Consider the following 22,881-nt stretch of genomic DNA (forward strand, 5'->3'; position numbering starts at 1 on the left):
GACAACCCGTCTCGGTCCCTGGATGCCGGTTGACCTGGGGAACCGCAGGTTCCCGCAGGAGTCAGCCCGTAAAGCAGCAATAATCTGCCCGGAGTGTCGTCCGGGGTGACTCAGGCGAGCCTTTGCGCTACGAGGTCCCACACCACGTCGGCCAGCGCTTCCTTCGGCCCGAACGGCACGGGCACCTCGTGCCCGTCGGCGGTGAGCACCACGGCCTCGTTGCCCTCGGCGCCGAACGCCTTGGTCTCCCCCACCTCGTTGACGACGAGCAGGTCGCAGCCCTTGCGGGCGAGCTTGGCGCGGCCGTTGGCGAGCACGTCGTCGGTCTCGGCGGCGAAGCCGACGACGACCTGCCCGGCGCGCGGCCGGGCGGCGGAGATCCCGGCGAGGATGTCGGGGTTGCGGGTGAGCCCGATCGGGTCCGGCTCGTGGTCGTCCTTCTTCTTGATCTTGCCCGTGGCGTACGTCACGGGGCGGAAGTCGGCGACGGCGGCGGCCATGACGACGGCGTCGGCGTCGGCCGCGGCCTTCACCACGGCCTCCTGCAGCTCCACGGTGGTGCCGACGCGGACGATGTCCGCGCCCGCCGGGTCGGGCAGCGCGGTGTTCGCGGCCAGCAGCGTGACCCGGGCGCCGCGGGCGACGGCGGTACGGGCCAGTGCGTAGCCCTGCCGGCCCGACGAGCGGTTGCCCAGGAAGCGCACGGGGTCCAGTGGCTCGCGGGTGCCGCCGGCGCTGACGACGACGTGCCGGCCGGCCAGGTCGGGAGCCAGGCCACCGGCGCCGCGGGCGAGCGCGCGGCGGCAGACCTCGAAGATCTCCGCCGGCTCCGGCAGCCGGCCCTTGCCGGTGTCGGTGCCGGTGAGCCGGCCGACGGCGGGCTCGATGACGACGGCGCCGCGGGCGCGCAGCGTGGCGACGTTGGCCCGGGTGGCGGGGTGCTCCCACATCTCCGTGTGCATGGCCGGCGCGAAGACGACCGGGCAGGAGGCGGTGAGCAGGGTGTTCGTCAGCAGGTCGTCGGCCAGCCCGTGGGCGGCCCTGGCCAGCAGGTCGGCGGTGGCGGGGGCGACGACCACGAGGTCGGCCCGCCGGCCGATCCGTACGTGCGGGACCTCGTGCACGTCCGCCCAGGTCTCGGTGGCGGCGGGGCGGCCGGAGAGCGCCGCCCAGGTGGCCTCGCCGACGAAGTGCAGCGCGGCGGCCGTGGGCACGGCCCGTACCGCGTGGCCCGACTCGGTGAGGAGCCGCAGCAGCTCGCACGCCTTGTACGCCGCGATGCCGCCGCTGACGCCCAGCACCACCTCGGCCGGCGCCGCCGCTCCCCCCGCTGCCGTTTCCTCGGACGCTTCCGCCATGTCCCGCTCCCCGCCGCTCGTCGTCTGCTCCCCCCATGACACACCACGGGCCCGGCAGCCGCGCTGCCGGGCCCGTTGGATGAGGGATGCCTACTGCGCGGGGCCTTCGGTGGCCTCGGAGGTCAGCAGACCCGCGTTGATCTCGCGGAGCGCGATGGACAGCGGCTTCTCGTGCACGTGGGTGTCCACCAGCGGGCCGACGTACTCCAGCAGGCCCTCGCCGAGCTGGGAGTAGTACGCATTGATCTGCCGCGCGCGCTTCGCCGCGTAGATCACGAGGCTGTACTTGGAGTCGGTCGCCTCAAGCAGCTCGTCGATCGGCGGGTTGATGATGCCCTCGGGCGCGGTGATGGGAGAGGACAACCTATCCAGCCTTCCAGTGAAACTTCACGAATCAAACCTGCATCAAGGCTAGCAGCTCGGCGGAGACGTCCTCGACGGAGGTATTGACAAGCGTCGAGTCGAACTCCTGCTCGGCCGCCAGCTCCGTACGGGCCGCGGCCAGCCGGCGCTCGATGACCTCCGGCGGCTCCGTGCCGCGCCCGGTGAGCCGGCGCACCAGCTCGTCCCAGCTCGGCGGGGCGAGGAAGACCAGCTGCGCGTCCGGCATGCTCTCCCGGACGAGCCGGGCCCCCTGGAGGTCGATCTCCAGCAGCACGGGCTCGCCGGCGTCCAGCCGCTCCAGCACGGGCCCGCGCGGGGTGCCGTACCGGTTGCCGGAGAACTCCGCCCACTCCAGCAGCTCGCCGTTGGCGACGAGCTTGTCGAACTCGTCGTCGCTGACGAAGAAGTACTGGACGCCGTGCCGTTCGCCGGGGCGCGGCCTGCGGGTCGTCGCGGACACCGAGAGCCACACCTCGGGATGGACCTTGCGCAGATGCGCGACGACCGTGCTCTTGCCGACCCCGGAGGGGCCGGAGAGCACGGTCAGCCGCGGACGATCTGCCGGCGGGACGGGGGCCGCCCCCCGGGAGAAGGCTGTACTCATGCAGCGATTATCCCGGTTTTCCGGAGTGCCTCGGAACGTCAGGAACCGGTGCTGCCGAACTCGCGCTCCAGCGAGGCGATCTGGTTGGAGCCCAGACCGCGCACACGACGGCTCTCGGAGATGCCGAGCCGCTCCATGATCTGCTTGGCGCGCACCTTGCCCACGCCGGGCATGGACTCAAGCAGGGCGGAGACCTTCATCTTGCCGATGACGTCGTTCTCCTGGCCCTGCTTGATGACGTCGTGCAGGGAAGCGCCGGAGTGCTTCAGCCGATTCTTGACCTCGGCGCGCTCCCGGCGAGCCGCTGCGGCCTTCTCGAGCGCGGCTGCGCGCTGTTCAGGGGTAAGGGGCGGAAGAGCCACGCCTACGTCACCTCGGATGTCGAACTAATCGGATATGGAACGGTGTGGAACCTAGTGGCCCCGCACCTGCGGAGCAACGAGCAACGCCCTGGCGCCCGCGCTCTGATGACGGAGACTAGCGGCCGAGAAGGCGCCAGTCAGCGAGAACAGACGAAAAGTCCTGGTCAGACTCAAGTTCCGCGACAAGTTCTGGGTATATCACCCGGTTTATGAGGATACGTTCCGTACGTCATCGGCCAATTGTTCGGCCGCCGCCCGCAGCCTCGCGATATCGGGTCCGTGCGCCAGCACCGACCGGCTTGCGCTCGGCAGGACTTGGGGCAGCGCGGCCCCGAAGAGCCGCGGAAGGTCGGCCGGCGCGGCGCCCTGGGCGCCGATGCCGGGGGCCAGCAGCGGGCCGTTCACGGCCAGGTCGGCGCCCGCCTCGGCGAGGGTGGCGCCGATGACGGCGCCGGTCGAACCGAGCGGCTCGGCACCGCGGTTCTCGGCGGCGATGTGGTCCAGCATCGTCTGCGCGACGGTCCGTGCGCCGTGCGCGCCGTGCACGGAGGCGCGCTGCACCTCGCCGCCCTCCGGGTTGGAGGTGAGCGTGACGACGAAGAGCCCGGCGCCGGCGGCGCGGGCGGCGTCCAGCGCGGGGCGCAGCGACTCGTACCCGAGGTAGGGCGTGACGGTCAGCGCGTCGGAGCGCAGCGGGGCGTCCTTGTCGAGGTACGCGGCGGCGTAGCCGCCCATCGTCGAGCCGATGTCGCCGCGCTTGGCGTCCATGAGGACCAGCGCGCCGGCCGCGCGCGCCGCCGTGACGGCCTTCTCCAGGACGGCGACTCCCCGGGAGCCGAAGCGCTCGAAGAACGCGGACTGCGGCTTGAGCACGGCTACGCGGTCCGCCAGGGCCTCGACGGCGGCCATGGTGAAGCGCTCCAGGCCCGCCGGGTCGTCCGGCAGCTCCCAGCGCGCCAGCAGCGCGGCGTGCGGGTCGATGCCGACGCACAGCGGGCCGCGGGCGGCCATGGCGCGGTGCAGCCGGACACCGAAGGGCTCGGAGGCCTCGGAGGGCGCGGGTGTCGCGGCGGTCTCGGGGCTCATGCGGTCGCCTTCCTGACGTCTGCGCCGACGGCGTCGGCGAGGGTCGCGTACGGGGACGCGGCCAGCAGCTCGGCCAGGCCGCGGTGGATCCTCCGGGGCCACAGCGGGCCCTCGTAGATGAAGCCGGTGTAGCCCTGGACGAGGGTGGCGCCGGCGAGGATGCGCTCCCAGGCGTGCGCGGCGGTCTCCACGCCGCCGGCACCGACGAGCACGATGCCGTGCTCGCCGGGGGCGCCCACGCGCGCGTAGAGGCGGCGCAGCACCTCCAGGGAGCGGCGGCGCAGCGGCGCCCCGGACAGGCCGCCGGCGCCGATGGACTCGACGCGGGCCGCCGGGGTGGCCAGGCCGTCGCGGGCGATGGTGGTGTTGGTGGCGATGATGCCGTCGAGGCCCAGCTCCAGGGCCAGGTCGGCGACCGCGTCGACGTCCTCGTCCGCGAGGTCGGGGGCGATCTTGACCAGCAGCGGTACGCGCCCGGAGGCGCCCGGCGCCGCGGCCGGGGCGGTGCCGCCGGCGGTGGGGGTGCCGCCCGTGCCCTCAGGGCTCTGGGGGAGGTCGGCGGCGGCGCGGACCGCCGCGAGCAGCGGGCGCAGGTGCTCGACGGCCTGGAGGTCGCGCAGGCCCGGGGTGTTGGGCGAGGAGACGTTGACGACGAGGTAGTCGGCGTGGCCGGCGAGCCGTTCGGCGGAGGTGACGTAGTCGGCGATGGCACCCGATTCGGGGACGGCCTTGGTCTTGCCGATGTTGACGCCGACGACGGCGTTGGGCCGGTACGGGGTGCGCTGCCCGTGGCGGCGGCGGGCCAGCCGGGCGGCGACGGCGGCGGAGCCGTCGTTGTTGAAGCCCATCCGGTTGACCAGCGCCCGGTCGGGGATCAGCCGGAACAGCCGGGTCGGCTCGTTCCCGGCCTGGGGGCGCGCGGTGACGGTGCCGACCTCGACGAAGTCGAAGCCGAGCATGGTCAGCCCGTCGACGCCGACCGCGTTCTTGTCGAAGCCCGCGGCGAGCCCGAAGGGGCCGGGGAAGTCGATGCCGAGCGCGCGGACGCGCAGCTCCGGGTGGCGGGGCGCGGCGGCGGCGCGGACCGCGCTGCGCACGCCGGGTGCGGCGGCGGCGCCGCGGATGGCCGCGAACGCCATGGTGTGGGCCCGCTCCGGATCCATCCGGGCGAGGGCGCTGCGGAAGAGCAAGGGGTACATAAGGGACCTTCGGCTGCTTCGGGTGCCGTGCCCCGCCGGCCCGGTGGCGGGCCGGCGGGACTCGGGTGGGCTGGGGCGGTCTCCTAGCGGGCGCGGGCCTCGGTGAGGTGGCCGGCGTGCTCCTGGAGGGAGCGCACCCCCACCTCGCCGCGGGTCAGCGCCTCGATGCCCTGGACGGCGGCGGCCAGGGCCTGGACCGTCGTCAGGCACGGCACCCCGCGGGCGACGGCGGCGGTGCGGATGTCGTAGCCGTCGAGGCGGCCGCCGGTGCCGTACGGGGTGTTGACGATGAGGTCGACGTCGCCGTCGTGGATGAGCTGCACGATCGTCCGCTCGCCGTCCGGCCCGGGGCCCTGCGAGTGCTTGCGTACGACGGTCGCGGCGATGCCGTTGCGCCTGAGCACCTCGGCGGTGCCGGAGGTGGCCAGCAGCTCGAAGCCGTGCTGGACCAGCTCACGGGCCGGGAAGACCATCGAGCGCTTGTCGCGGTTGGCGACCGAGACGAACGCCCGGCCGCGGGTGGGCAGCGCGCCGTACGCGGCGGCCTGCGACTTGGCGTACGCCGTGCCGAAGACGCTGTCGATGCCCATGACCTCACCGGTGGAGCGCATCTCCGGGCCGAGCACCGTGTCGACGCCCCGGCCGCGGATGTCGCGGAAGCGCGTCCACGGCAGCACGGCCTCCTTCACCGAGATCGGCGCGTCCAGCGGCAGCGTGCCGCCGTCCCCGGTGGCCGGCAGCATGCCCTCCGCGCGCAGTTCGGCGACGGTGGCGCCGAGCGAGATGCGGGCGGCGGCCTTGGCCAGCGGGACGGCGGTGGCCTTGGAGGTGAAGGGGACGGTGCGCGAGGCGCGCGGGTTGGCCTCCAGCACGTACAGGATGTCCCCGGCCAGCGCGAACTGGATGTTGATCAGCCCGCGGACGCCGACGCCGCGCGCGATGGCCTCGGTGGAGGCGCGCAGCCGCTTGATGTCGTGCCCGCCGAGGGTGATGGGGGGCAGGGCGCACGCGGAGTCGCCGGAGTGGATGCCGGCCTCCTCGATGTGCTCCATCACGCCGCCGAGGTACAGCTCCTCGCCGTCGTAGAGCGCGTCGACGTCGATCTCGATGGTGTCGTCGAGGAACCGGTCGACGAGGACGGGGTGTTCGGAGATGAGGCCCGCGTGCCGCTCCAGGTACGCGGCCAGCGACGGCTCGTCGTAGACGATCTCCATGCCGCGCCCGCCGAGCACGTACGAGGGGCGCACCATGACCGGGTAGCCGATCCCGGCGGCGATGTTCTTGGCCTCGGCGAAGGAGAACGCGGTGCCGTACTTGGGCGCCGGCAGCCCTGCCTCGGCGAGCACGCGGCCGAACGCGCCGCGGTCCTCGGCGGCGTGGATCGCCTCCGGCGACGTGCCCACGACGGGCACGCCGTTGTCCTTCAGCGCCTGCGCGAGCCCCAGCGGGGTCTGCCCGCCGAGTTGGACGAGGACGCCGGCGACCGGGCCCGCCTGGGTTTCGGCGTGCACGACCTCCAGCACGTCCTCCAGCGTCAGCGGCTCGAAGTACAGCCGGTCGGAGGTGTCGTAGTCGGTGGAGACGGTCTCCGGGTTGCAGTTGACCATCACGGTCTCGTAGCCCGCCTCGCCGAGGGCGAAGGAGGCGTGGACGCAGGAGTAGTCGAACTCGATGCCCTGGCCGATGCGGTTGGGCCCGGAGCCGAGGATGATCACGGCGGGGCGCTCGCGCGGGGCGACCTCGGTCTCCTCGTCGTACGAGGAGTAGAGGTACGGGGTGCGGGCCGCGAACTCGGCGGCGCAGGTGTCGACCGTCTTGTACACCGGGCGTACGCCCAGCGCGTGCCGCACCTCGCGCACCACGTCCTCGCGCAGCCCGCGCACGCCGGCGATCTGGGCGTCGGAGAAGCCGTGGCGCTTGGCGTACGCCAGGAGGCCGGGGTCGAGGTGGTCCGCGGCGGCCAGCTCGTCGGCGACCTCCTTGATCAGGAAGAGCTGGTCGACGAACCAGGGGTCGATCCGCGTCGCCTCGTGCACCTCCGCCTCGGTGGCGCCGGCGCGGATGGCGGCCATCACGGTGTTCAGCCGGCCGTCGGTGGGCACGGCGGCCTTCGCGAGCAGCGCGGCCTTCTCGCCGGGGCCGGGCGGCGGGCCGGCGAAGTCGAACGGGGCGTCCTTCTTCTCGACCGAGCGGAGCGCCTTGTTGAGCGCCTCGGTGAAGTTGCGGCCGATGGCCATGGCCTCGCCGACGGACTTCATCGTGGTGGTGAGCGAGGAGTCGGCGGCCGGGAACTTCTCGAAGGCGAAGCGGGGCACCTTCACCACCACGTAGTCGAGCGTCGGCTCGAAGGACGCGGGGGTCTCGCGGGTGATGTCGTTGGGGATCTCGTCGAGCGTGTAGCCCACGGCCAGCTTCGCGGCGATCTTGGCGATGGGGAAGCCGGTGGCCTTGGAGGCGAGCGCGGAGGAGCGGGAGACGCGCGGGTTCATCTCGATGACGACGACCCGGCCGTCCGCGGGGTCGACCGCGAACTGGATGTTGCAGCCGCCGGTGTCGACGCCGACCTCGCGGATGACGGCGATGCCGATGTCGCGGAGGATCTGGTACTCACGGTCGGTGAGCGTCATCGACGGGGCGACGGTCACGGAGTCGCCGGTGTGCACGCCCATGGGGTCGAGGTTCTCGATGGAGCAGACGACCACGACGTTGTCGTGCTTGTCGCGCATCAGCTCCAGCTCGTACTCCTTCCACCCGAGGATGGACTCCTCCAGCAGCACCTCGGTCGTCGGCGAGAGCGCGAGCCCCTGCCCGGCGATGCGGCGCAGCTCCTCCTCGTCGTGGGCGAAGCCGGAGCCGGCGCCGCCCATGGTGAAGGAGGGGCGCACGACCACGGGGTAGCCGCCGAGTCCTTCGACGCCGGCCAGCACCTCGTCCATGGTGTGGCAGATGACCGAGCGGGCGGACTCGCCGTACCCGGTCTTGCGGCGGACCTCCGCCACGACCTCCTTGAACTGGTCGCGGTCCTCGCCCTTCTGGATCGCCTCGACGTTGGCGCCGATCAGCTCCACGCCGTACTTCTCCAGCACTCCGGAGTCGTGCAGCGAGACCGCGGTGTTGAGCGCGGTCTGGCCGCCGAGGGTGGGCAGCAGGGCGTCGGGGCGCTCGCGCGCGATGATCTTCTCGACGAACTCGGGCGTGATCGGCTCGACGTACGTGGCGTCGGCGATCTCCGGGTCGGTCATGATCGTCGCCGGGTTGGAGTTGACGAGCACGACGCGCAGGCCCTCGGCCCGCAGCACGCGGCACGCCTGGGTGCCGGAGTAGTCGAACTCGGCGGCCTGGCCGATGACGATCGGGCCCGAGCCGATGACCAGGACGGACCGGATATCGGTGCGCTTAGGCACGCTGGGCTCCCTGTGCTGTCTGCGCCGCGTGCTCCGCCATGAGTCCGGCGAAGCGGTCGAAGAGGTACGCGGCGTCGTGCGGCCCCGCGGCCGCCTCGGGGTGGTACTGGACGGAGAACGCCGGCCGGTCCAGCAGCCGCAGTCCCTCCACGACCTGGTCGTTGAGGCACACGTGGCTGACCTCGGCGCGCCCGTAGGGGGTGTCGGCGACCGTGTCGAGGGGCGCGTCGACGGCGAAGCCGTGGTTGTGCGCGGTGACCTCGACGCGGCCCGTGGTGCGGTCCTGGACGGGCTGGTTGATGCCGCGGTGGCCGTACTTCAGCTTGTACGTGCCGAAGCCGAGCGCGCGGCCGAGGAGCTGGTTGCCGAAGCAGATGCCGAACAGCGGGGTGCCGCGCTCCAGCACGGCGCGGACCACGGTGAGGTCGGCGGCGGCCGGGTCGCCGGGGCCGTTGGAGAGGAAGACGCCGTCGGGCCGGACCGCGTAGACCTCCTCGACCGTGGCGGTGGCGGGCAGCACGTGCACCTCTATGCCGCGCTCGGCCAGTCGCCGCGGCGTCATGCCCTTGATGCCGAGGTCGAGTGCGGCGACGGTGAAGCGCTTCGCGCCGGCCGCGGGGACGACGTACGCCTCCTCGGTGGCGACCTCGGGCGCGAGGTCCGCGCCCTTCATCTGCTCCTGGACCCGCACGCGGGCGAGCATCGCGTCCGGGTCCGCGACCCGGTCGCCGGAGAAGATGCCGACGCGCATCGCGCCGCGCTCGCGCAGGTGCCGCGTGATCGCCCGGGTGTCGACGCCGGAGATGCCGACGACGCCCTGGCGGCGCAGCTCCTCGTCGAGGGAGCGCGTGGCGCGCCAGCTGGAGGGGACGCGGGCGGGGTCGCGCACGACGTAGCCGGAGACCCAGATGCGGGCGGACTCGGCGTCCTCGTCGTTGACGCCGGTGTTGCCGACGTGCGGGGCGGTCATGACGACGACCTGGCGGTGGTACGAGGGGTCGGTCAGGGTCTCCTGGTAGCCGGTCATGCCGGTGGAGAACACGGCTTCGCCGAAGGTCTCCCCCGTCGCCCCGTAGGCGCGGCCGCGGAAGCTGCGGCCGTCCTCCAGGACGAGTACGGCGGGGCTTTCCTGGCCGCGGTGGGCTGCGGTCATCGTGTGCCTTCCGTGGTGGTGCTGTCTGCGGAGCTCGCGGCGGCGTCGGCGGGAGCGGTCTCGGCGGGCGGGGCGCCGAGCGCCGCCACCCAGGCGGCGTGCTCGGCGGCGCGGTCGGAGCGGAAGCCGGAGTCGTACTCCGCGCCGTCGTGCGCCCAGGTGATCACCAGCAGCCCGCCCTCGGTGAGGACCTTGCCGGCGATGGCCTTGTCGAGCCGGGCGCCGCGCAGGTGCGCGGCGGGCACGAAGAAGTCCGTGGCCCCGGGGCGTACGACCGCGAGGCCCTGCTCGGTGAGGGTCAGCTCGACGCGGCTGCGCACGCCCAGGCCGTGGGCGACGATGCGGTCGAGCCACTGCCCGGCGACGGTGCTGCCGTGGTAGCGCCCGGTCAGCTCCAACCGCACCTCCCCGGCGTCGTCGGGGACCGGGGGCAGGTCCGGAATACCGGACTGGAGCTGGCCGCGCCACTTCCAGCCCTCGCGCATCAGCCAGTAGACGAGCGCGATGAACAGGACCAGGCCGACGATCCAGCCGATGCGTGCCGCCCAGTCGGTCACGGGCTGCGACTGCCGTTCGTCGGCGAGGAGGGTGGCGAGCGTCACGCCGGCTCACCCCCGGCGAGGGTGGCCCGGCCGCGCAGGAAGGTGTGCGTGACCCGGCCGGGCAGCTCGCGCCCTGCGTAGGGGGTGTTCCGGCTGCGGGAGACGAAGCTGTGCGGATCCACATGACCACGGTAGGCCGGATCCAGCAGGGTGAGGTTGGCGGGCTCGCCGGAGGCGATGGGCCGGCCGTGGCCGTCGAGGCGGCCGATGGCGGCGGGCCGGAAGGACATCCGGTCGGCGACGCCGGACCAGTCGAGCAGGCCGGTGTCGACCATCGTCTGCTGCACGACGGACAGCGCCGTCTCCAGGCCGACCATGCCCATGGCGGCGGCGGCCCACTCGCAGTCCTTGTCCTCCTGCGGGTGCGGGGCGTGGTCGGTGGCGACGCAGTCGATGGTGCCGTCGGCCAGCGCCTCGCGCAGCGCGCGCACGTCGGTCTCGGTGCGCAGCGGCGGGTTGACCTTGTAGACGGGGTCGTACGAGCGGACCAGCTCGTCGGTGAGCAGCAGGTGGTGCGGGGTGACCTCGGCGGTGACGCGCCAGCCCTTGGACTTCGCCCACCGCACGATCTCCACCGAGCCGGCGGTGGACAGGTGGCAGATGTGCACGCGGGAGTCGACGTGGGCGGCGAGCAGCACGTCCCGGGCGATGACCGACTCCTCGGCGGCGGCGGGCCAGCCGCCGAGGCCCAGCTCGGCGGAGACGACGCCCTCGTTCATCTGGGCGCCCTCGGTCAGCCGCGGCTCCTGCGCGTGCTGGGCGACGACGCCGTCGAACGCCTTCACGTACTCCAGCGCCCGGCGCATGATCACGGCGTCGTCCACGCACTTGCCGTCGTCGGAGAAGACCACGACGCCGGCCGCCGACTCGTGCATGGCGCCCAGCTCGGCGAGCTGCTTGCCCTCCAGGCCCACGGTGACGGCGCCGACCGGCTGCACGTCGCAGTAGCCGGACTCGCGGCCGAGCCGCCAGACCTGCTCGACGACGCCGGCGGTGTCGGCGACGGGGAAGGTGTTGGCCATCGCGTGCACGGCGGTGAAGCCGCCCTTCGCGGCGGCGCGGGTGCCGGTCAGGACGGTCTCGGAGTCCTCGCGGCCGGGCTCGCGCAGGTGGGTGTGGAGGTCGACCAGGCCGGGCAGCAGGATGTGCCCCGCCGCCTCGACCACCTCGGCACCGTCGGCGGGCAGCGCGACGCCGGCCTCGGCGACCTCGGCGATGGTCTCGCCGTCGATCAGGACGTCCCGGGCCTCGCCGCCGAGGATCTGCGCGCCGCGGATCAGGGTCTTGCTCATCGGTCGTTCTCCTCGGTGCGTGCGGTGGTCGGGGCGGGGGCGGCGGCGGGGGCCTCTCCGGGGGCGCCGCCGAGCAGCAGGTAGAGCACGGCCATGCGGATGGAGACGCCGTTGGCGACCTGCTCGACCGCGGTGCAGCGGGGCGAGTCGGCGACCTCGGCGGTGATCTCCATGCCGCGGTTCATCGGGCCGGGGTGCATGACGAGGGCGTGCTCGGGCATGCGCGCCATCCGGTCGCCGTCGAGGCCGTAGCGGCGGGCGTACTCGCGCTCGGTGGGGAAGAACGCGGCGTTCATCCGCTCCCGCTGCACCCGCAGCATCATCACGCCGTCGGACTTCGGCAGCACGGCGTCCAGGTCGTACGAGACCTCGCAGGGCCAGCGCTCCACGCCGACCGGCACCAGCGTGGGCGGCGCGACGAGCGTGACCTCGGCGCCGAGGGTGTGCAGCAGCAGCACGTTCGAGCGGGCGACCCGGCTGTGCAGGATGTCGCCGACGACCGTGATGCGGCGGCCGTCGAGCCCGCCGCCGGTGCCGGGCGCCAGGTGGCGGCGCATGGTGAAGGCGTCGAGGAGCGCCTGCGTGGGGTGCTCGTGGGTGCCGTCGCCGGCGTTGACGACGGAGCCGTTGATCCAGCCGGAGGTCGCCAGCCGGTGCGGGGCGCCGGAGTCGTGGTGGCGGATGACGACGGCGTCGGCGCCCATGGCCTCCAGGGTCAGGGCGGTGTCCTTCAGCGACTCGCCCTTGGAGACGGACGAGCCCTTGGCGGAGAAGTTGATGACGTCGGCGGAGAGCCGCTTCGCGGCGGCTTCGAAGGAGATGCGGGTGCGGGTGGAGTCCTCGTAGAAGAGGTTGACCACGGTGCGGCCGCGCAGGGTCGGCAGCTTCTTGATGGGCCGGTCCGCGATCCGGGCCAGCTCCTCGGCGGTGTCGAGGATCAGCACGGCGTCGTCGCGGGACAGGTCGGCGGCCGAGATCAGATGGCGCTTCACTGGGTGCTCCGGGGTGTGGTGGGTACGGCGGGTCGCGCGCCGCGGCTCACGGGGGCGTACGCCTCCGGCGGCCGGCGGGGCGGGGCGGGCGTCCTACTTGGAGCCGAGCAGCACGGCGTCGCGGCCGTCCTGTTCGGTGAGCTGGACGCGGACCGTCTCCCGCAGCGACGTGGGGAGGTTCTTGCCGACGTAGTCGGCGCGGATGGGCAGCTCGCGGTGGCCGCGGTCGACGAGGACGGCGAGCTGCACTGCCCGCGGTCTGCCGATGTCGTTCAGCGCGTCGAGGGCCGCGCGGATCGTGCGGCCGGAGAAGAGCACGTCGTCCACGAGGACCACCAGCCGGCCGTCGATCCCCTCCGCGGGGATGTCGGTGCGGGCCAGCGCGCGGGGCGGACCCATGCGCAGATCGTCGCGGTACATCGTGATGTCGAGCGAGCCGACGCCCGACTGGCCGAACTTGCTGCCGGTGATCTCTTCGAGCTTCGCGGCGAGCCGGTGGCCGAGCCACACGCCGCGGGTCGGGATGCCCAGGAGCACCACGTCGTGGGCGCCTTTGGTGCGCTCCACGATCTCGTGCGCGATGCGGGTCAGCACCCGCTGGATGTCCGGCGCCTCCAGAACGGGCCGGGCCGGGTCTGTGCCGTGCGTGTCCATACGAAAAGGACCCCCTTCCTCGCCTCACGGGACGAGCGTTAAAGGACGTCAGGTCCCCTCTACCGTAACAGCGCGGGCCGACACCACCGCCGCCGGGTCTCTGCCCCGTCTCCACCGTCCGCCTACCACCCTCATGGGTGGCGACCGGATGAATCTTCCGCTTGACGAAGCCAAGTTACGCTGCGTAACCTCACAGTGAGTTACCAGACTGTCGTCCGGGGAGCCATATGTCCAGCGAATACGCCAAACAGCTCGGGGCCAAGCTCCGGGGCATCCGTACCCAGCAGGGCCTCTCACTGCACGGCGTGGAGGAGAAGTCCCAGGGGCGCTGGAAGGCCGTCGTCGTCGGGTCGTACGAGCGCGGGGACCGTGCGGTCACCGTGCAGCGCCTGGCCGAGCTGGCGGACTTCTACGGGGTGCCGGTGCAGGAGCTTCTCCCGGGTTCGGCGCCCGGCGGCGCCGCAGAGCCGCCGCCGAAGCTCGTGCTGGACCTGGAGCGGCTTGCCCAGATCCCCGCGGAGAAGGCGGGACCGCTGCAGCGCTATGCGGCGACGATCCAGAGCCAGCGCGGGGACTACAACGGCAAGGTCCTCTCGATCCGCCAGGACGACCTGCGCACGCTCGCCGTGATCTACGACCAGTCGCCCTCGGTGCTGACCGAGCAGCTCATCGGCTGGGGCGTCCTGGACGCCGACGCCCGCCGCGCGGTCGTGGTCCACGAGGACGCCTGACGGCTGGTCACCAGCAGAAACGTACCGCCGTCGGCGGGTCGGACCCATCCGGGTCCGACCCGCCGACGGCGGCGTGCGTTCGAGGCGCGCGGTTGCGGCGGCAAGGTGGCTCCGCCGGGCCCCGGCGCCGGAAGGATTCCGGGGCTCCGCCCCGGACCCCGAGGACCAGCGCATCCCCGGATCAGCGCCGGAGCTAGCCGGCCTCCGGCCGCGCAGTGCCGTCCGGCGCGTCCTCCGCCGCGGCGGCGCCGGGTACCTGCGTCGCCGCTCGGGCGCCGGGGCCCTCGGCCTCCGCCGTCGCCGGGCCGTCGTCCCCCGGGGCGCTCCCGGTCCGGTCCGGGACGTCGTCGCTTTCCGGATCCGCGCGGGCCTCCGGGACGGCCTCCGCCGCCTCGCCGCCGCCCGCGTCGGCGTCCCGGCGCAGCCGCGGCTTCAGCTCCTGCAGCCGGCCCAGCAGGCCGTTGACGAAGCCCGGCGAGTCGTCGGTGGAGAACTCCTTCGTGAGCTGCACCGCCTCGTCGATCGCCACCGCGTCCGGCGTCTCGTCCTCCCAGATCAGCTCGTACGCCCCCAGCCGCAGGATGCTGCGGTCCACGACCGGCATCCGGTCCAGGGTCCAGCCGACCGAGTACGAGCCCAGCAGCTCGTCGATGCGGGCGGCGTGCGCCTCGTAGCCCTCGACCAGCTTCCGCGTGAAGTCGCCGACCGGCGGCTGCCGGGGGTCGGTGCTGCCCAGCCGGATCCAGTCCTCCAGCACCTGCCCCGCGGGCGCGCCGCGCTGGTCGGACTCGAAGATGATCTGGAACGCGCGCTTGCGAGCCGTGTTCCGTGCGGCCACGTCAGCCGCTCACGCGGCCGAGGTACTCGCCGGAGCGGGTGTCGACCTTGATCTTCTCGCCGGTGGTGATGAACAGCGGGACCTGGATGGAGAAGCCGGTCTCCAGCTCGGCCGGCTTGGTGCCGCCGGTGGAGCGGTCGCCCTGCACGCCCGGGTCGGTCTGCGCGATGGTCAGCTCGACGGCCGCGGGCAGCTCGACGTACAGCGGCGTGCCCTCGTGCAGCGCGACGGTGGTGTCGAAGCCCTCCAGCAGGTAGTTGGCGGTGTCGCCGACGGTCTTGGGGTCGACGTGGAGCTGGTCGTACGTCTCCATGTCCATGAAGACGAAGTACTCGCCGTCCTTGTACGAGAACTGCATGTCCCTGCGGTCGACGTTGGCCGTCTCGACCTTCACCCCGGCGTTGAACGTCTTGTCGACGGTCTTGCCGGAGAGCACGTTCTTCAGCTTCGTACGGACGAAGGCAGGGCCCTTGCCGGGCTTGACGTGCTGGAACTCGACGACGGACCAGAGCTGGTCGCCGTCGAGCTTGAGCACCAAGCCGTTCTTCAGGTCGTTCGTGGTGGCCACGTCGCGAAATCTCCTGGACTGCGTGGACGACGGAGGAAGCCCGGCACGCCTGCGACCCGGCCGGGGTCAGAGGGCGAGCAGTTCCTTCGTCGTGATGGTGAGTAGCTCGGGACCGCCGTCCGCCGGCGAGCGGACGACGAGCGTGTCGTCGATCCGGACCCCGCCCCGGCCGGGGAGATGGACTCCCGGCTCGACGGTGACCGGCACACGAGCGTCCAGTTTACCCATCGCCGCCGGGGCCAGCCGCGGGTCCTCGTCGATTTCGAGTCCCACCCCGTGACCGGTGGACGGTCCGACGCCGTCGCCGTGTCCGGCCGCGGTGAGCACCTGGCGTGCCGCGCGGTCCACCTCGCGGTACTCCGCGCCCGGCGTCAGCGCCTCCCGGCCGGCCCGCTGCGCGGCGAAGACCAGGTCGTACAGCTCGATCTGCCAGTCGTCCGGGGCGGTGCCGACGACGAAGGTGCGGCCGATCTCGCAGCGGTAGCCGCGGTAGCGCGCGCCCAGGCAGACGGTGAGGAAGTCGCCCTCCTCCACCCGCCGGTCGGTCGGTACGTGCCCGGCCCGGCCGGCGTGCGGCCCGGTGCCGACGGCAGTGGGGAACGCCGGGCCCTCGGCGCCGTGGTCGACGAGCCGCCGCTCCAGCTCCAGCGCCAGGTGCCGTTCCGTGCGGCCGACGAGGATGGACTCCAGCAGTTCGCCGAGCGCCTGGTCGCCGATCTCGGCGGCGACCCGCAGGCAGGCGATCTCCTCGTCGTCCTTGACGAGCCGCTGCTGCTCGACGGCGCGGGACAGGTCGGTCAGCGCGAGCCGGGGCGCGACGGAGGCCAGGGCGCGGTGCCTGGCCACGGTCAGGTGGTGCTCCTCGACGGCGAGCGCGGTGGCGCCGCCGGCGGCGGCGAGCCCGGTGGCCGCGACGGCGGCGTCCCCCTCGGGGCCGCCGAGGGCGTGGACGCGCAGGTCGTCGGGTTGCGGCGCGCCCGCCGGATCCTGCGCGGGGTCGCCGGGGCGGACGAGGACGTCCTCGCCCGACCCGAGCAGCAGGACGGAGCCGGGCGGGGCGCAGCCGGCGAGGTAGGTGATGTTCGCCGGCCGGGAGACGAGCACGGCGTCGCTGCCGGCCGCCTCGCAGTGGGAGCGCAGTCGGGTACGGCGGGCAGCGTGCACCTCGGGCATGATCCGAGCCTAGGGCGGCCCGGCAGGCGGGGCTGCCCGAGCGCGTCCGTACGGGCACGGGCCGTATGCGGCGGGCGGCCCCGGCGGGACGGGGAGACGGAGGACGCGGGGAGGGGGACGGGCCTGTGCGGCGGAGGTGCGCTGCGGGCCGTACGCGGGCGGCGGGCTACCAGGCCGGCGGGCTCGCCAGGCTGCGCCCGACGACGTCGTCGAGCATCCGCACGGTCGCGGGCACGTCGTGGCGCGAGTTGTCGATGATCGGCAGGCCCGAGCCGTACCAGCCCGCCATCCGGCCGTGGATGCGGGCCACTTCCTCGTCCGCGAGCCGCCGGTTGCCGGTGCGGGCCGCATTGCGTGCGAGGACCGACTCCAGGCCCGGCAGCAGCACCACGGGCAGCAGCCCGGGGCCGACGTGCCGCTTCCAGCCGCCGAGGCCGACCACGGGGCGGTCGGGGAAGACCGCGTCGTCGAGGATGCAGGAGATGCCGTTGGCCAGGTAGTTGCGGGCGGCGAAGCCGCAGGTGCGGCGGGCCAGCCGGTACTGCGCCTCGGAGTGGTCGGTCCAGCCGGCCTGCGGGTCGGCGAAGCCGGCGCGCACCCACTCGCGTACGTCGTCGAGGCTGATGTGCGCGGTGGGTGCCCGGCGGGTGTCGGCCCAGTGCCGCGCCACGGTGGTCTTGCCGGCCCCGGCCGGGCCGATGAGGAGCACCGCCACCGTCGGTGGCGGTGCTCCGTGGGGCATGGGTGCGGGCGGCGGGCTGGGCAGGGCCACGGGGCCGCCGACCGGGAGCTTGATGTGGCCGGTCGTCTCCACCGCGTCGTGCGGCCCGGCCGGCGGCGGCGGGCCGGCAGGGCCAGGTCTGCCCTGGGGCGGCTGCGGAACCCCCACTGCGTGCTGCATCCCGTGCACCCTCGCTCTTGACCCGTCACGTACCGACACCCGGCTGGTCATGGCCGTACCGCGGTCCGCGGCTGCCTTAGCCCCGCACGGTACCCGTACGACCCGCCATGGTGGGAACGATCCTGCCAGGAGCCCCGCGGGGGCCTAGTCCCAGGTGTGCTTTCCGCCCAGCAGCAACGTGTGCTCCAGTACGTCCTCCATCGGGTCGTCGATCTGCCCGGTGCGCAGCAGCGCGAAGCTCGACCCGTTCGAGACGGTGCCGCCGTTGTAGTGCTCGTCGGCGGCGGCGACTCCTCCCTGCAGTCCCACGCCCGCCGGCGCCGCGACCATCGCGACCGCCACCCGTGCCCATACGCGCATACGCGTTTCTCCTCGTCGTCGGTGTTGCCGAGTGCTTCTGACGGGGACCCGGCGGTCCCGCCTTCCTATCCGCCAGAGGGGCGGCGAGGTTACGCCTTCGTACCGAGGAGAAGATCCGGAACTCCAATGGCGGTACGGGGCGTCTCTGTCATCCGAGCGGCGGGAGACGAAGGACCGGCGAAGGAGCGGCGGATGAGTGGTCGGCAGGAGGCGGACGGCGGGGCGCGGTTCGGCCCGTACCGCGTGGTCGGATCGCTCGGCCGGGGCGCCATGGGCCGGGTGTTCCTCGCCCGCGACGCCGCCGGCCGGGCGGCGGCCGTCAAGGTCGTGCACTCCTTCCTCGCCCGCGACCCCGAGTTCCGCGTCCGGTTCGCCCGGGAGGTGGCTGCGGCGGGGGCGGTGACGAGCCCCTGCACGGCGGCGCTGCTGGCCGCGGACCCCGACGCCGAACGTCCCTGGCTGGCCTCCGCGTACGTCGCGGGGCCGACGCTCGCCGCGCTGCTGAGGGCGCACGGGCCGCTGGACGAGGGGCGGTTGAGAGGGCTGGCCGCCGCGCTGGCGGCGGCGCTGGCGGCGATCCACGCGGCGGGGATCGTGCACCGGGACCTGAAGCCGTCGAACGTGATCGTGGGCGCCGGCGGGCCGTGCGTCATCGACTTCGGGGTGGCCCGCGCGGCCGACGCGACGCGGCTGACGGGAACAGGCGTGCTGATGGGCACCGCCGGGTACGCGGCGCCGGAACACCTGACCGAGGGCGTCTCGACGCCGGCCTGCGACGTGTTCGCGCTGGGCGCGGTGCTGGCGACGGCGGCCACGGGGCGGCGGCCGTTCGGCGACGGCCCTGCGCACGCGGCGGCGTACCGGACGGTGCACGGGGAGCCGGACCTCGCGGGAGTGCCGGAGGGGCTGCGGGAGTTGGTCGCGGGCTGCCTGGCCAAGGACCCGGACGGGCGGCCCGGGTTGGCGGCGGTCGCGGAGGCGGCCGGTCCCGCGGGCGGGGTGTCGTGGGCGTTCGCGGCGGAGGCGGTACGGGACCGGGGGGCCGGGCCCGTACGGGAGGAAGGCGCATCCGGCCCCGGCGGGGCAGGGACCCCGCGGGACGCGGGCGGCGCGCCCGACGTGCGCGACATGCACGACGAGCCGCCCGCCGATCTCCCCCGCGACCGGCCCGTGCCGCGGAACGGCGCAGGCCCCGCGGGGGTCTTCGGGCCGCCGTCCGACCTCGGCCCCGCACCGCCGACGGCGGACCCCGGGGCACGCGCCCTGCCGGGACCGCCCGTCACCGCCGACGCGCGCCGCTACGCCGGCGGCCCCCGGCGCCGCCGGGGCGTGCTCGCCGCCGCTGGCGCCGCCGTCGCGGTGCTCGCGGCCACCGCCGTCCTCGCCACGTCCCTCCTCGGCGACGGCGGCGACGGGGGCGAGCGCGGCGGGAACGGCGCGCCGCCGGGCGCCGCCGGCCGCGGCCGCCCCTCGGCCTCCGGCTCGCCCGTCACCAACCCGGCGCAGCCCGGCGGCGACCGGGCCCTGCCCGAGCCCGCCAGCCTCGTCGACGACGTCAGCCTTGCCGCCGGCGAGTGGTCCGTGACCTGGGACAACCGTCCGCCCGAGCCCGCTGCCGGGGAAGGCACCAACGAGATCACCCCCCTCGGCCTGCTCGGCGTCTGGCTCACCGACGACACCGTCGTCCAGGCCGACGAGCACGCCGTGCGCGGCTACGACCGTGCCGACGGCGACCTCCGGTGGACCGCCACGCCCCCGGCGAGGGGGCTGGTGCCGTGCGCCATGTCCCGGACCGTGAGCGACGGCCGGGGTGCCGTCGCGTACGGCACCTCCGCCGAGGCCGACGAGGGCTGCGACCGGCTCGCCGTCCTCGACACCGGCAGTGGCGCGACCGTCTGGCGCACCGGGCTGCGGCCCCCGGACGGAGACCGGGACCACGCGGTGAGCACGAGGGTCGGGGTCGTGGGCGACCGGGTCGTCGTCCGCTCGTACTCCGGCCTCGTCGGCTACGCCCTCGGCGACGGCCGCCCGGTGTGGCTGCGCACCCCGAGGACCGGCGACGGGTGCGCCCTCGGCGACGCCGCCGCGGGGCAGAGGAGCGTCGCGATGATCTCCGTCTGCGCGCCCCCGGGCGACGACCGGCGACGGGCCGACCAGTCGAGCGGGAGCCGGGTGCGCGTCGCGCAGCTCAACGCGGCGGACGGCACGGAGCGCTGGTCCACCGAGCTGGGCGCGGGGATCACCGGCGGCAACATCGAGACGGTCGAGCCCGTCGCCGTACGGACCTACCTGGAGGACTCCGACGAGCAGCCGCTCCAGGTCTTCGCCCCGGACGGGGCCGCGCACCGGCCGCTGACCGGGAAGCAGCCGTTCGGCGACGTCGTCACGAGCAACTTCGGCGAGGCCCTCGCGCCCGAACTGGTCGGCTGGCGGAACACCCTGGTCACCCCGTACCACGCCGGACCCGAGACGCGGCCGAGGTTCGGCATCGCGGCGTACGACGCGCGCACCGGCGAGTGGCGCTGGCACCGCACCCTGCCCGGGGACGCCATCGGCGCGGTCTACGGCGTGGACGACGACGGGGTGCTCCTCGGCAGCTCGGAGAAGGTCCTCGGCAACATCCCGCTGATGCGGCTGGCCCTGGCGGACGGGGACGTCCGCACCGGCGGCACGCTCCCGCTGCAGATCCCCGGCGTCGACGCCCTGCTGGCACGAGAGGACACCGTGATCATCTTCGACTCGCCGACTTCCACCGAGGGCATGGCGCTGCTGTCCGCGCCGGGCGCATGAGTACGCCGCGGGGGGCGGAGCCGGGCGGCCGGGAGGCCGGCGCGCGCGTCGGACCGTACCGGCTGGTGCGGCTGCTCGGCGCGGGCGGCATGGGCGAGGTGCACCTCGCGCGGGCCGAGGACGGCAGGCACGTGGCGCTGAAGCTGGTGCACGAGGAACTGGCCGCCGACCCCGAGTTCCGGGCGCGCTTCCGCCAGGAGGTCGACGCCGCGCGCCGGGTGCTGAGCTTCTTCACCGTGCCGCTCGTCGCCGCCGGCCCCGACGACCCGGCACCCTGGCTGGCCACGCAGTACGTCCCGGGCCCCTCGCTGGCGCAGGCGGTGGCGGCGGACGGGCCGCTGCCACCGCGCCGGCTGTGCTCGCTGGCCGCCGCGCTCGGCGAGGCGCTCGTCGTGGTGCACGCCGCCGGGATCGTGCACCGCGACCTGAAGCCGTCGAACGTCCTGCTCGCCGACGACGGGCCGCGCGTCATCGACTTCGGCATCGCGCGGGCCGCCGACGCGACGGGCCTGACCGGTACGGGCATGGCCATCGGCACCCTCGGCTACGCATCGCCGGAGCAGCTCGTCGACGACGGCCCCGTGGGCCCGGCCGGCGACGTGTACTCCCTCGGCGCGGTGCTGCTGTACGCCGCAACCGGGCGGCCGCCCTACGGCGACGCGCCCGCGGCGACGCTGGCGTACTGGACGGTGCACGGCACGCCGGACGTGACGGGGGTGCCGGCCGAGCTGGCCGATCTCGTACGGACCTGCCTGGCGCGCGAGCCCGCGGACCGGCCGACGCCGGCGGAGGTGATCGCGGCGGCCCGGGCGGCGGAGTCACCGGATCCGGAGGCACCGGATCCCGGGTCGCCGCATCCCGGTACACAGCGGTCGCCCGGGGCCGGCGGCGCCCCGGCCCCGGGCCGCGGCGCGACCACCTCGTACCCGCTGGCTCCGCCCCGCTCCCCCGCGCCGACGGCCGCGGCGGACCGGAGCGGGCTCCGGCGGCTGGCGGCCCGCCCCGTGGCGCTCGCCGCCACGGCGGCGGTGACGACGGCGGCGCTGCTGGCCGGCGCCTTCCTCCTCCTCCCCGGCGACGACGACGGCGGGGAGGCGTCCGCCGGGCCGGGCACGACCTCGCCCCGTACCCCCGCCGGGGGCAAGGACGGGGACAAGGGCGAGGGCAAGGGCGGCGGCCGTACCGCGGCGCCCGAGCCCTCCGGTCCCGCCGCCGACTCCCCCGCCGGCGTCACCGCAGCCGGCGACCGCGTGCGCGACTGGCGCGCCCCGGTCTCCGGCACCGAGAACCAGACGGCCCTGGTCGGGGGCTGGCTCACCGACCAGGCCGCCGCCCGCACCGACTCCCGCGGCACCCTCGGACTCGACCCCGCCGACGGCAGCCGGCTGTGGTCCGTACCGCCGCCGAAGGGCTCGGCGGTGGCGTGCCGGACGTCCCAGGGCCGCACCGCCACGCACGACGGGATCGGCGCAGTCGTCTACGGCGACAGGGACGACGGGCTCGACGACTGCGGCGTGGTCGGCGCCGTCGACACCGCCGCCGGCAAGCTGCTGTGGCAGCGGGAGACCGGCGGCTCCTCGACCCGCAGCCCGACGGTCGGCATGTCCGGCGGGCTGCTGGTCATCGCCGCCGAGAAGGGGGTGCTCGGCCTCGATCCGCGCACCGGGGACGAGCGCTGGCAGCGCACCGAGGGCATCGACGGCTGCCAGTTGTCCGACGCGCTCACCGGACCGCGCACGACGGTGCTGATGGAGACCTGCGGCCGGGCCACCAACCCCAACACGGTCGTCGAACTCGACTCCGCCACCGGCAAGGAGCGCTGGCGCTTCGAACTGCCGGACAACGCCACCGAGTCGTGGCCGCTGACCGCGGAGCCGGTCTCGGTCCAGCTCGGGCGCGGCGGCGACGGCAGCAAGAACGCGCTGCTGGTCATCGACCGGACCGGCAAGTACCACCACGAGATCCCGAGGAACACGCCGTTCGGCGAGATGAACCTCCGCGGCGCCGAGGACATCGCCCTCCCCTGGATCGGCGCGTACGGCGACAGCGTGGTCGTCGCCGTCGAGGCGCCGAGCGTGGTGTCGCCGGACCGGCTGGCGGCGATCGACGCGGTGACCGGCGAGATCCGCTGGCACAAGGGCCTGACCTTCGGTGCGCCGTCGATCCTGTCGGTGGACGGTGAATCGGTGACCGTACGAACCGAGTTCGGCACCGAGGACGAGGTGCACCTGGTGGAGTACGCGCTGGATGACGGGGAGGTCCTCGGCGACGGGACGCTGCCCGCATCGTTCGAGGACCCGACGGACCGGCGGGTCGCCGCCGCGGGCGATCGCGTCGTGTCGTTCATCGGCCGGCGCGCGACCGGCGCGGAGGGCTACACCGTCCGGGACGGCGGCTGACGGCCCGTACCGTACGGGCCGTCAGGGGCGC

At 74.2% G+C, this 22,881-nt stretch carries 19 protein-coding genes and 1 pseudogene; 3 read left to right on the forward strand and 17 right to left on the reverse strand.

Going from position 1 to position 22,881, the window contains the following annotated elements:
• Positions 1-110: 110 nt before the first annotated feature.
• The 12 genes from coaBC to pyrR form a co-directional block, all read right to left on the reverse strand.
• Positions 111-1,358 (reverse strand): bifunctional phosphopantothenoylcysteine decarboxylase/phosphopantothenate--cysteine ligase CoaBC, encoded by a 1,248-nt coding sequence (gene coaBC, locus LG396_RS16100; protein ID WP_225795301.1) that lies wholly within the window; start codon positions 1,356-1,358, stop codon positions 111-113.
• Positions 1,359-1,448: 90 nt separating this feature from the next.
• Positions 1,449-1,721 (reverse strand): DNA-directed RNA polymerase subunit omega, encoded by a 273-nt coding sequence (gene rpoZ / locus LG396_RS16105; RefSeq protein WP_018836705.1) that lies wholly within the window; start codon positions 1,719-1,721, stop codon positions 1,449-1,451.
• 31 nt (positions 1,722-1,752) lie between these two features.
• On the reverse strand, positions 1,753-2,346 hold the full coding sequence (gene gmk / locus LG396_RS16110; protein WP_051642434.1) for a guanylate kinase: 594 nt from the start codon (positions 2,344-2,346) through the stop codon (positions 1,753-1,755).
• A gap of 38 nt (positions 2,347-2,384) precedes the next feature.
• Positions 2,385-2,708, reverse strand: a complete 324-nt coding sequence (locus LG396_RS16115; protein ID WP_018836707.1) for an integration host factor — start codon at positions 2,706-2,708, stop codon at positions 2,385-2,387.
• Between the two features lie 207 nt (positions 2,709-2,915).
• The gene (pyrF, locus tag LG396_RS16120; protein ID WP_225795302.1) at positions 2,916-3,794 is read right to left on the reverse strand and encodes an orotidine-5'-phosphate decarboxylase; all 879 of its coding nucleotides are present in this window, start codon (positions 3,792-3,794) and stop codon (positions 2,916-2,918) included.
• Entirely contained in the window at positions 3,791-4,993 is a 1,203-nt protein-coding gene (locus LG396_RS16125) for a quinone-dependent dihydroorotate dehydrogenase (protein ID WP_225795303.1), read from the reverse strand. Before LG396_RS16125 ends, pyrF begins: the two co-directional genes overlap by 4 nt.
• Positions 4,994-5,076: 83 nt before the next feature.
• On the reverse strand, positions 5,077-8,397 hold the full coding sequence (gene carB / locus LG396_RS16130; RefSeq protein WP_100298336.1) for a carbamoyl-phosphate synthase large subunit: 3,321 nt from the start codon (positions 8,395-8,397) through the stop codon (positions 5,077-5,079).
• The gene (gene carA / locus LG396_RS16135) at positions 8,390-9,550 is read right to left on the reverse strand and encodes a glutamine-hydrolyzing carbamoyl-phosphate synthase small subunit (protein ID WP_225795304.1); all 1,161 of its coding nucleotides are present in this window, start codon (positions 9,548-9,550) and stop codon (positions 8,390-8,392) included. Before carA ends, carB begins: the two co-directional genes overlap by 8 nt.
• Positions 9,547-10,152: a PH-like domain-containing protein gene (locus LG396_RS16140; protein WP_037742180.1), complete on the reverse strand. Its 606-nt coding sequence runs from the start codon at positions 10,150-10,152 to the stop codon at positions 9,547-9,549. The genes carA and LG396_RS16140 overlap by 4 nt, the downstream gene beginning before the upstream one ends.
• Positions 10,149-11,444 carry a dihydroorotase gene (locus tag LG396_RS16145; RefSeq protein ID WP_225795305.1) on the reverse strand — a complete coding sequence of 432 codons (1,296 nt, stop codon included), beginning with the start codon at positions 11,442-11,444 and terminating at the stop codon, positions 10,149-10,151. The genes LG396_RS16140 and LG396_RS16145 overlap by 4 nt, the downstream gene beginning before the upstream one ends.
• Positions 11,441-12,436 carry an aspartate carbamoyltransferase catalytic subunit gene (locus LG396_RS16150; protein ID WP_018836714.1) on the reverse strand — a complete coding sequence of 332 codons (996 nt, stop codon included), beginning with the start codon at positions 12,434-12,436 and terminating at the stop codon, positions 11,441-11,443. Before LG396_RS16150 ends, LG396_RS16145 begins: the two co-directional genes overlap by 4 nt.
• 93 nt (positions 12,437-12,529) lie before the next feature.
• Positions 12,530-13,090 (reverse strand): bifunctional pyr operon transcriptional regulator/uracil phosphoribosyltransferase PyrR, encoded by a 561-nt coding sequence (gene pyrR / locus LG396_RS16155; RefSeq protein WP_018836715.1) that lies wholly within the window; start codon positions 13,088-13,090, stop codon positions 12,530-12,532.
• 227 nt (positions 13,091-13,317) lie between these two features.
• On the opposite strand from pyrR, the gene bldD reads away from it, so the two are divergent.
• Complete coding sequence (bldD, locus tag LG396_RS16160) at positions 13,318-13,821, forward strand: transcriptional regulator BldD (RefSeq protein WP_018836716.1); 504 nt, start codon at positions 13,318-13,320, stop codon at positions 13,819-13,821.
• A 412-nt stretch (positions 13,822-14,233) separates the two neighbouring features.
• On the opposite strand, the pseudogene nusB reads toward bldD, so the two are convergent.
• The 5 genes and pseudogenes from nusB to LG396_RS16185 all read right to left on the reverse strand — a co-directional run.
• Positions 14,234-14,659, reverse strand: a pseudogene (gene nusB / locus LG396_RS16165) (transcription antitermination factor NusB); the annotation flags it as partial.
• A 1-nt stretch (position 14,660) separates the two neighbouring features.
• Positions 14,661-15,227: an elongation factor P gene (gene efp / locus LG396_RS16170; RefSeq protein WP_018836718.1), complete on the reverse strand. Its 567-nt coding sequence runs from the start codon at positions 15,225-15,227 to the stop codon at positions 14,661-14,663.
• A 66-nt stretch (positions 15,228-15,293) separates the two neighbouring features.
• Positions 15,294-16,400 carry an aminopeptidase P family protein gene (locus tag LG396_RS16175; RefSeq protein ID WP_225795306.1) on the reverse strand — a complete coding sequence of 369 codons (1,107 nt, stop codon included), beginning with the start codon at positions 16,398-16,400 and terminating at the stop codon, positions 15,294-15,296.
• Positions 16,401-16,566: 166 nt separating this feature from the next.
• Positions 16,567-17,301, reverse strand: a complete 735-nt coding sequence (locus LG396_RS16180; protein WP_078536365.1) for an AAA family ATPase — start codon at positions 17,299-17,301, stop codon at positions 16,567-16,569.
• A gap of 144 nt (positions 17,302-17,445) precedes the next feature.
• Positions 17,446-17,661, reverse strand: coding sequence for a hypothetical protein (locus tag LG396_RS16185; protein ID WP_225795307.1), 216 nt, complete (start codon positions 17,659-17,661; stop codon positions 17,446-17,448).
• A 192-nt stretch (positions 17,662-17,853) separates the two neighbouring features.
• Here LG396_RS16185 and LG396_RS16190 point away from each other — a divergent pair, with 192 nt between their 5' ends.
• Both LG396_RS16190 and LG396_RS16195 read left to right on the forward strand, forming a co-directional pair.
• Positions 17,854-20,451 carry a protein kinase domain-containing protein gene (locus LG396_RS16190; RefSeq protein ID WP_225795308.1) on the forward strand — a complete coding sequence of 866 codons (2,598 nt, stop codon included), beginning with the start codon at positions 17,854-17,856 and terminating at the stop codon, positions 20,449-20,451.
• Entirely contained in the window at positions 20,448-22,850 is a 2,403-nt protein-coding gene (locus tag LG396_RS16195) for a protein kinase domain-containing protein (RefSeq protein WP_225795309.1), read from the forward strand. The genes LG396_RS16190 and LG396_RS16195 overlap by 4 nt, the downstream gene beginning before the upstream one ends.
• Positions 22,851-22,881: the final 31 nt, after the last annotated feature.

The organism is Streptomyces aculeolatus (assembly GCF_020400605.1).
GTDB lineage: Bacteria > Actinomycetota > Actinomycetes > Streptomycetales > Streptomycetaceae > Streptomyces > Streptomyces aculeolatus.

Bases quoted from the DNA above. Each gene is read 5' to 3' on its own strand.
- LG396_RS16180 (WP_078536365.1), bottom strand. From the start codon at position 17,301: ATGCAGCACGCAGTGGGGGTTCCGCAGCCGCCCCAGGGCAGACCTGGC.
- LG396_RS16195 (WP_225795309.1), top strand. From the start codon at position 20,448: ATGAGTACGCCGCGGGGGGCGGAGCCGGGCGGCCGGGAGGCCGGCGCG.
- pyrR (WP_018836715.1), bottom strand. From the start codon at position 13,090: ATGGACACGCACGGCACAGACCCGGCCCGGCCCGTTCTGGAGGCGCCG.
- LG396_RS16145 (WP_225795305.1), bottom strand. From the start codon at position 11,444: ATGAGCAAGACCCTGATCCGCGGCGCGCAGATCCTCGGCGGCGAGGCC.
- pyrF (WP_225795302.1), bottom strand. From the start codon at position 3,794: ATGAGCCCCGAGACCGCCGCGACACCCGCGCCCTCCGAGGCCTCCGAG.
- LG396_RS16125 (WP_225795303.1), bottom strand. From the start codon at position 4,993: ATGTACCCCTTGCTCTTCCGCAGCGCCCTCGCCCGGATGGATCCGGAG.
- LG396_RS16185 (WP_225795307.1), bottom strand. From the start codon at position 17,661: ATGCGCGTATGGGCACGGGTGGCGGTCGCGATGGTCGCGGCGCCGGCG.
- LG396_RS16175 (WP_225795306.1), bottom strand. From the start codon at position 16,400: ATGCCCGAGGTGCACGCTGCCCGCCGTACCCGACTGCGCTCCCACTGC.
- gmk (WP_051642434.1), bottom strand. From the start codon at position 2,346: ATGAGTACAGCCTTCTCCCGGGGGGCGGCCCCCGTCCCGCCGGCAGAT.
- LG396_RS16190 (WP_225795308.1), top strand. From the start codon at position 17,854: ATGAGTGGTCGGCAGGAGGCGGACGGCGGGGCGCGGTTCGGCCCGTAC.
- carA (WP_225795304.1), bottom strand. From the start codon at position 9,550: ATGACCGCAGCCCACCGCGGCCAGGAAAGCCCCGCCGTACTCGTCCTG.
- coaBC (WP_225795301.1), bottom strand. From the start codon at position 1,358: ATGGCGGAAGCGTCCGAGGAAACGGCAGCGGGGGGAGCGGCGGCGCCG.
- bldD (WP_018836716.1), top strand. From the start codon at position 13,318: ATGTCCAGCGAATACGCCAAACAGCTCGGGGCCAAGCTCCGGGGCATC.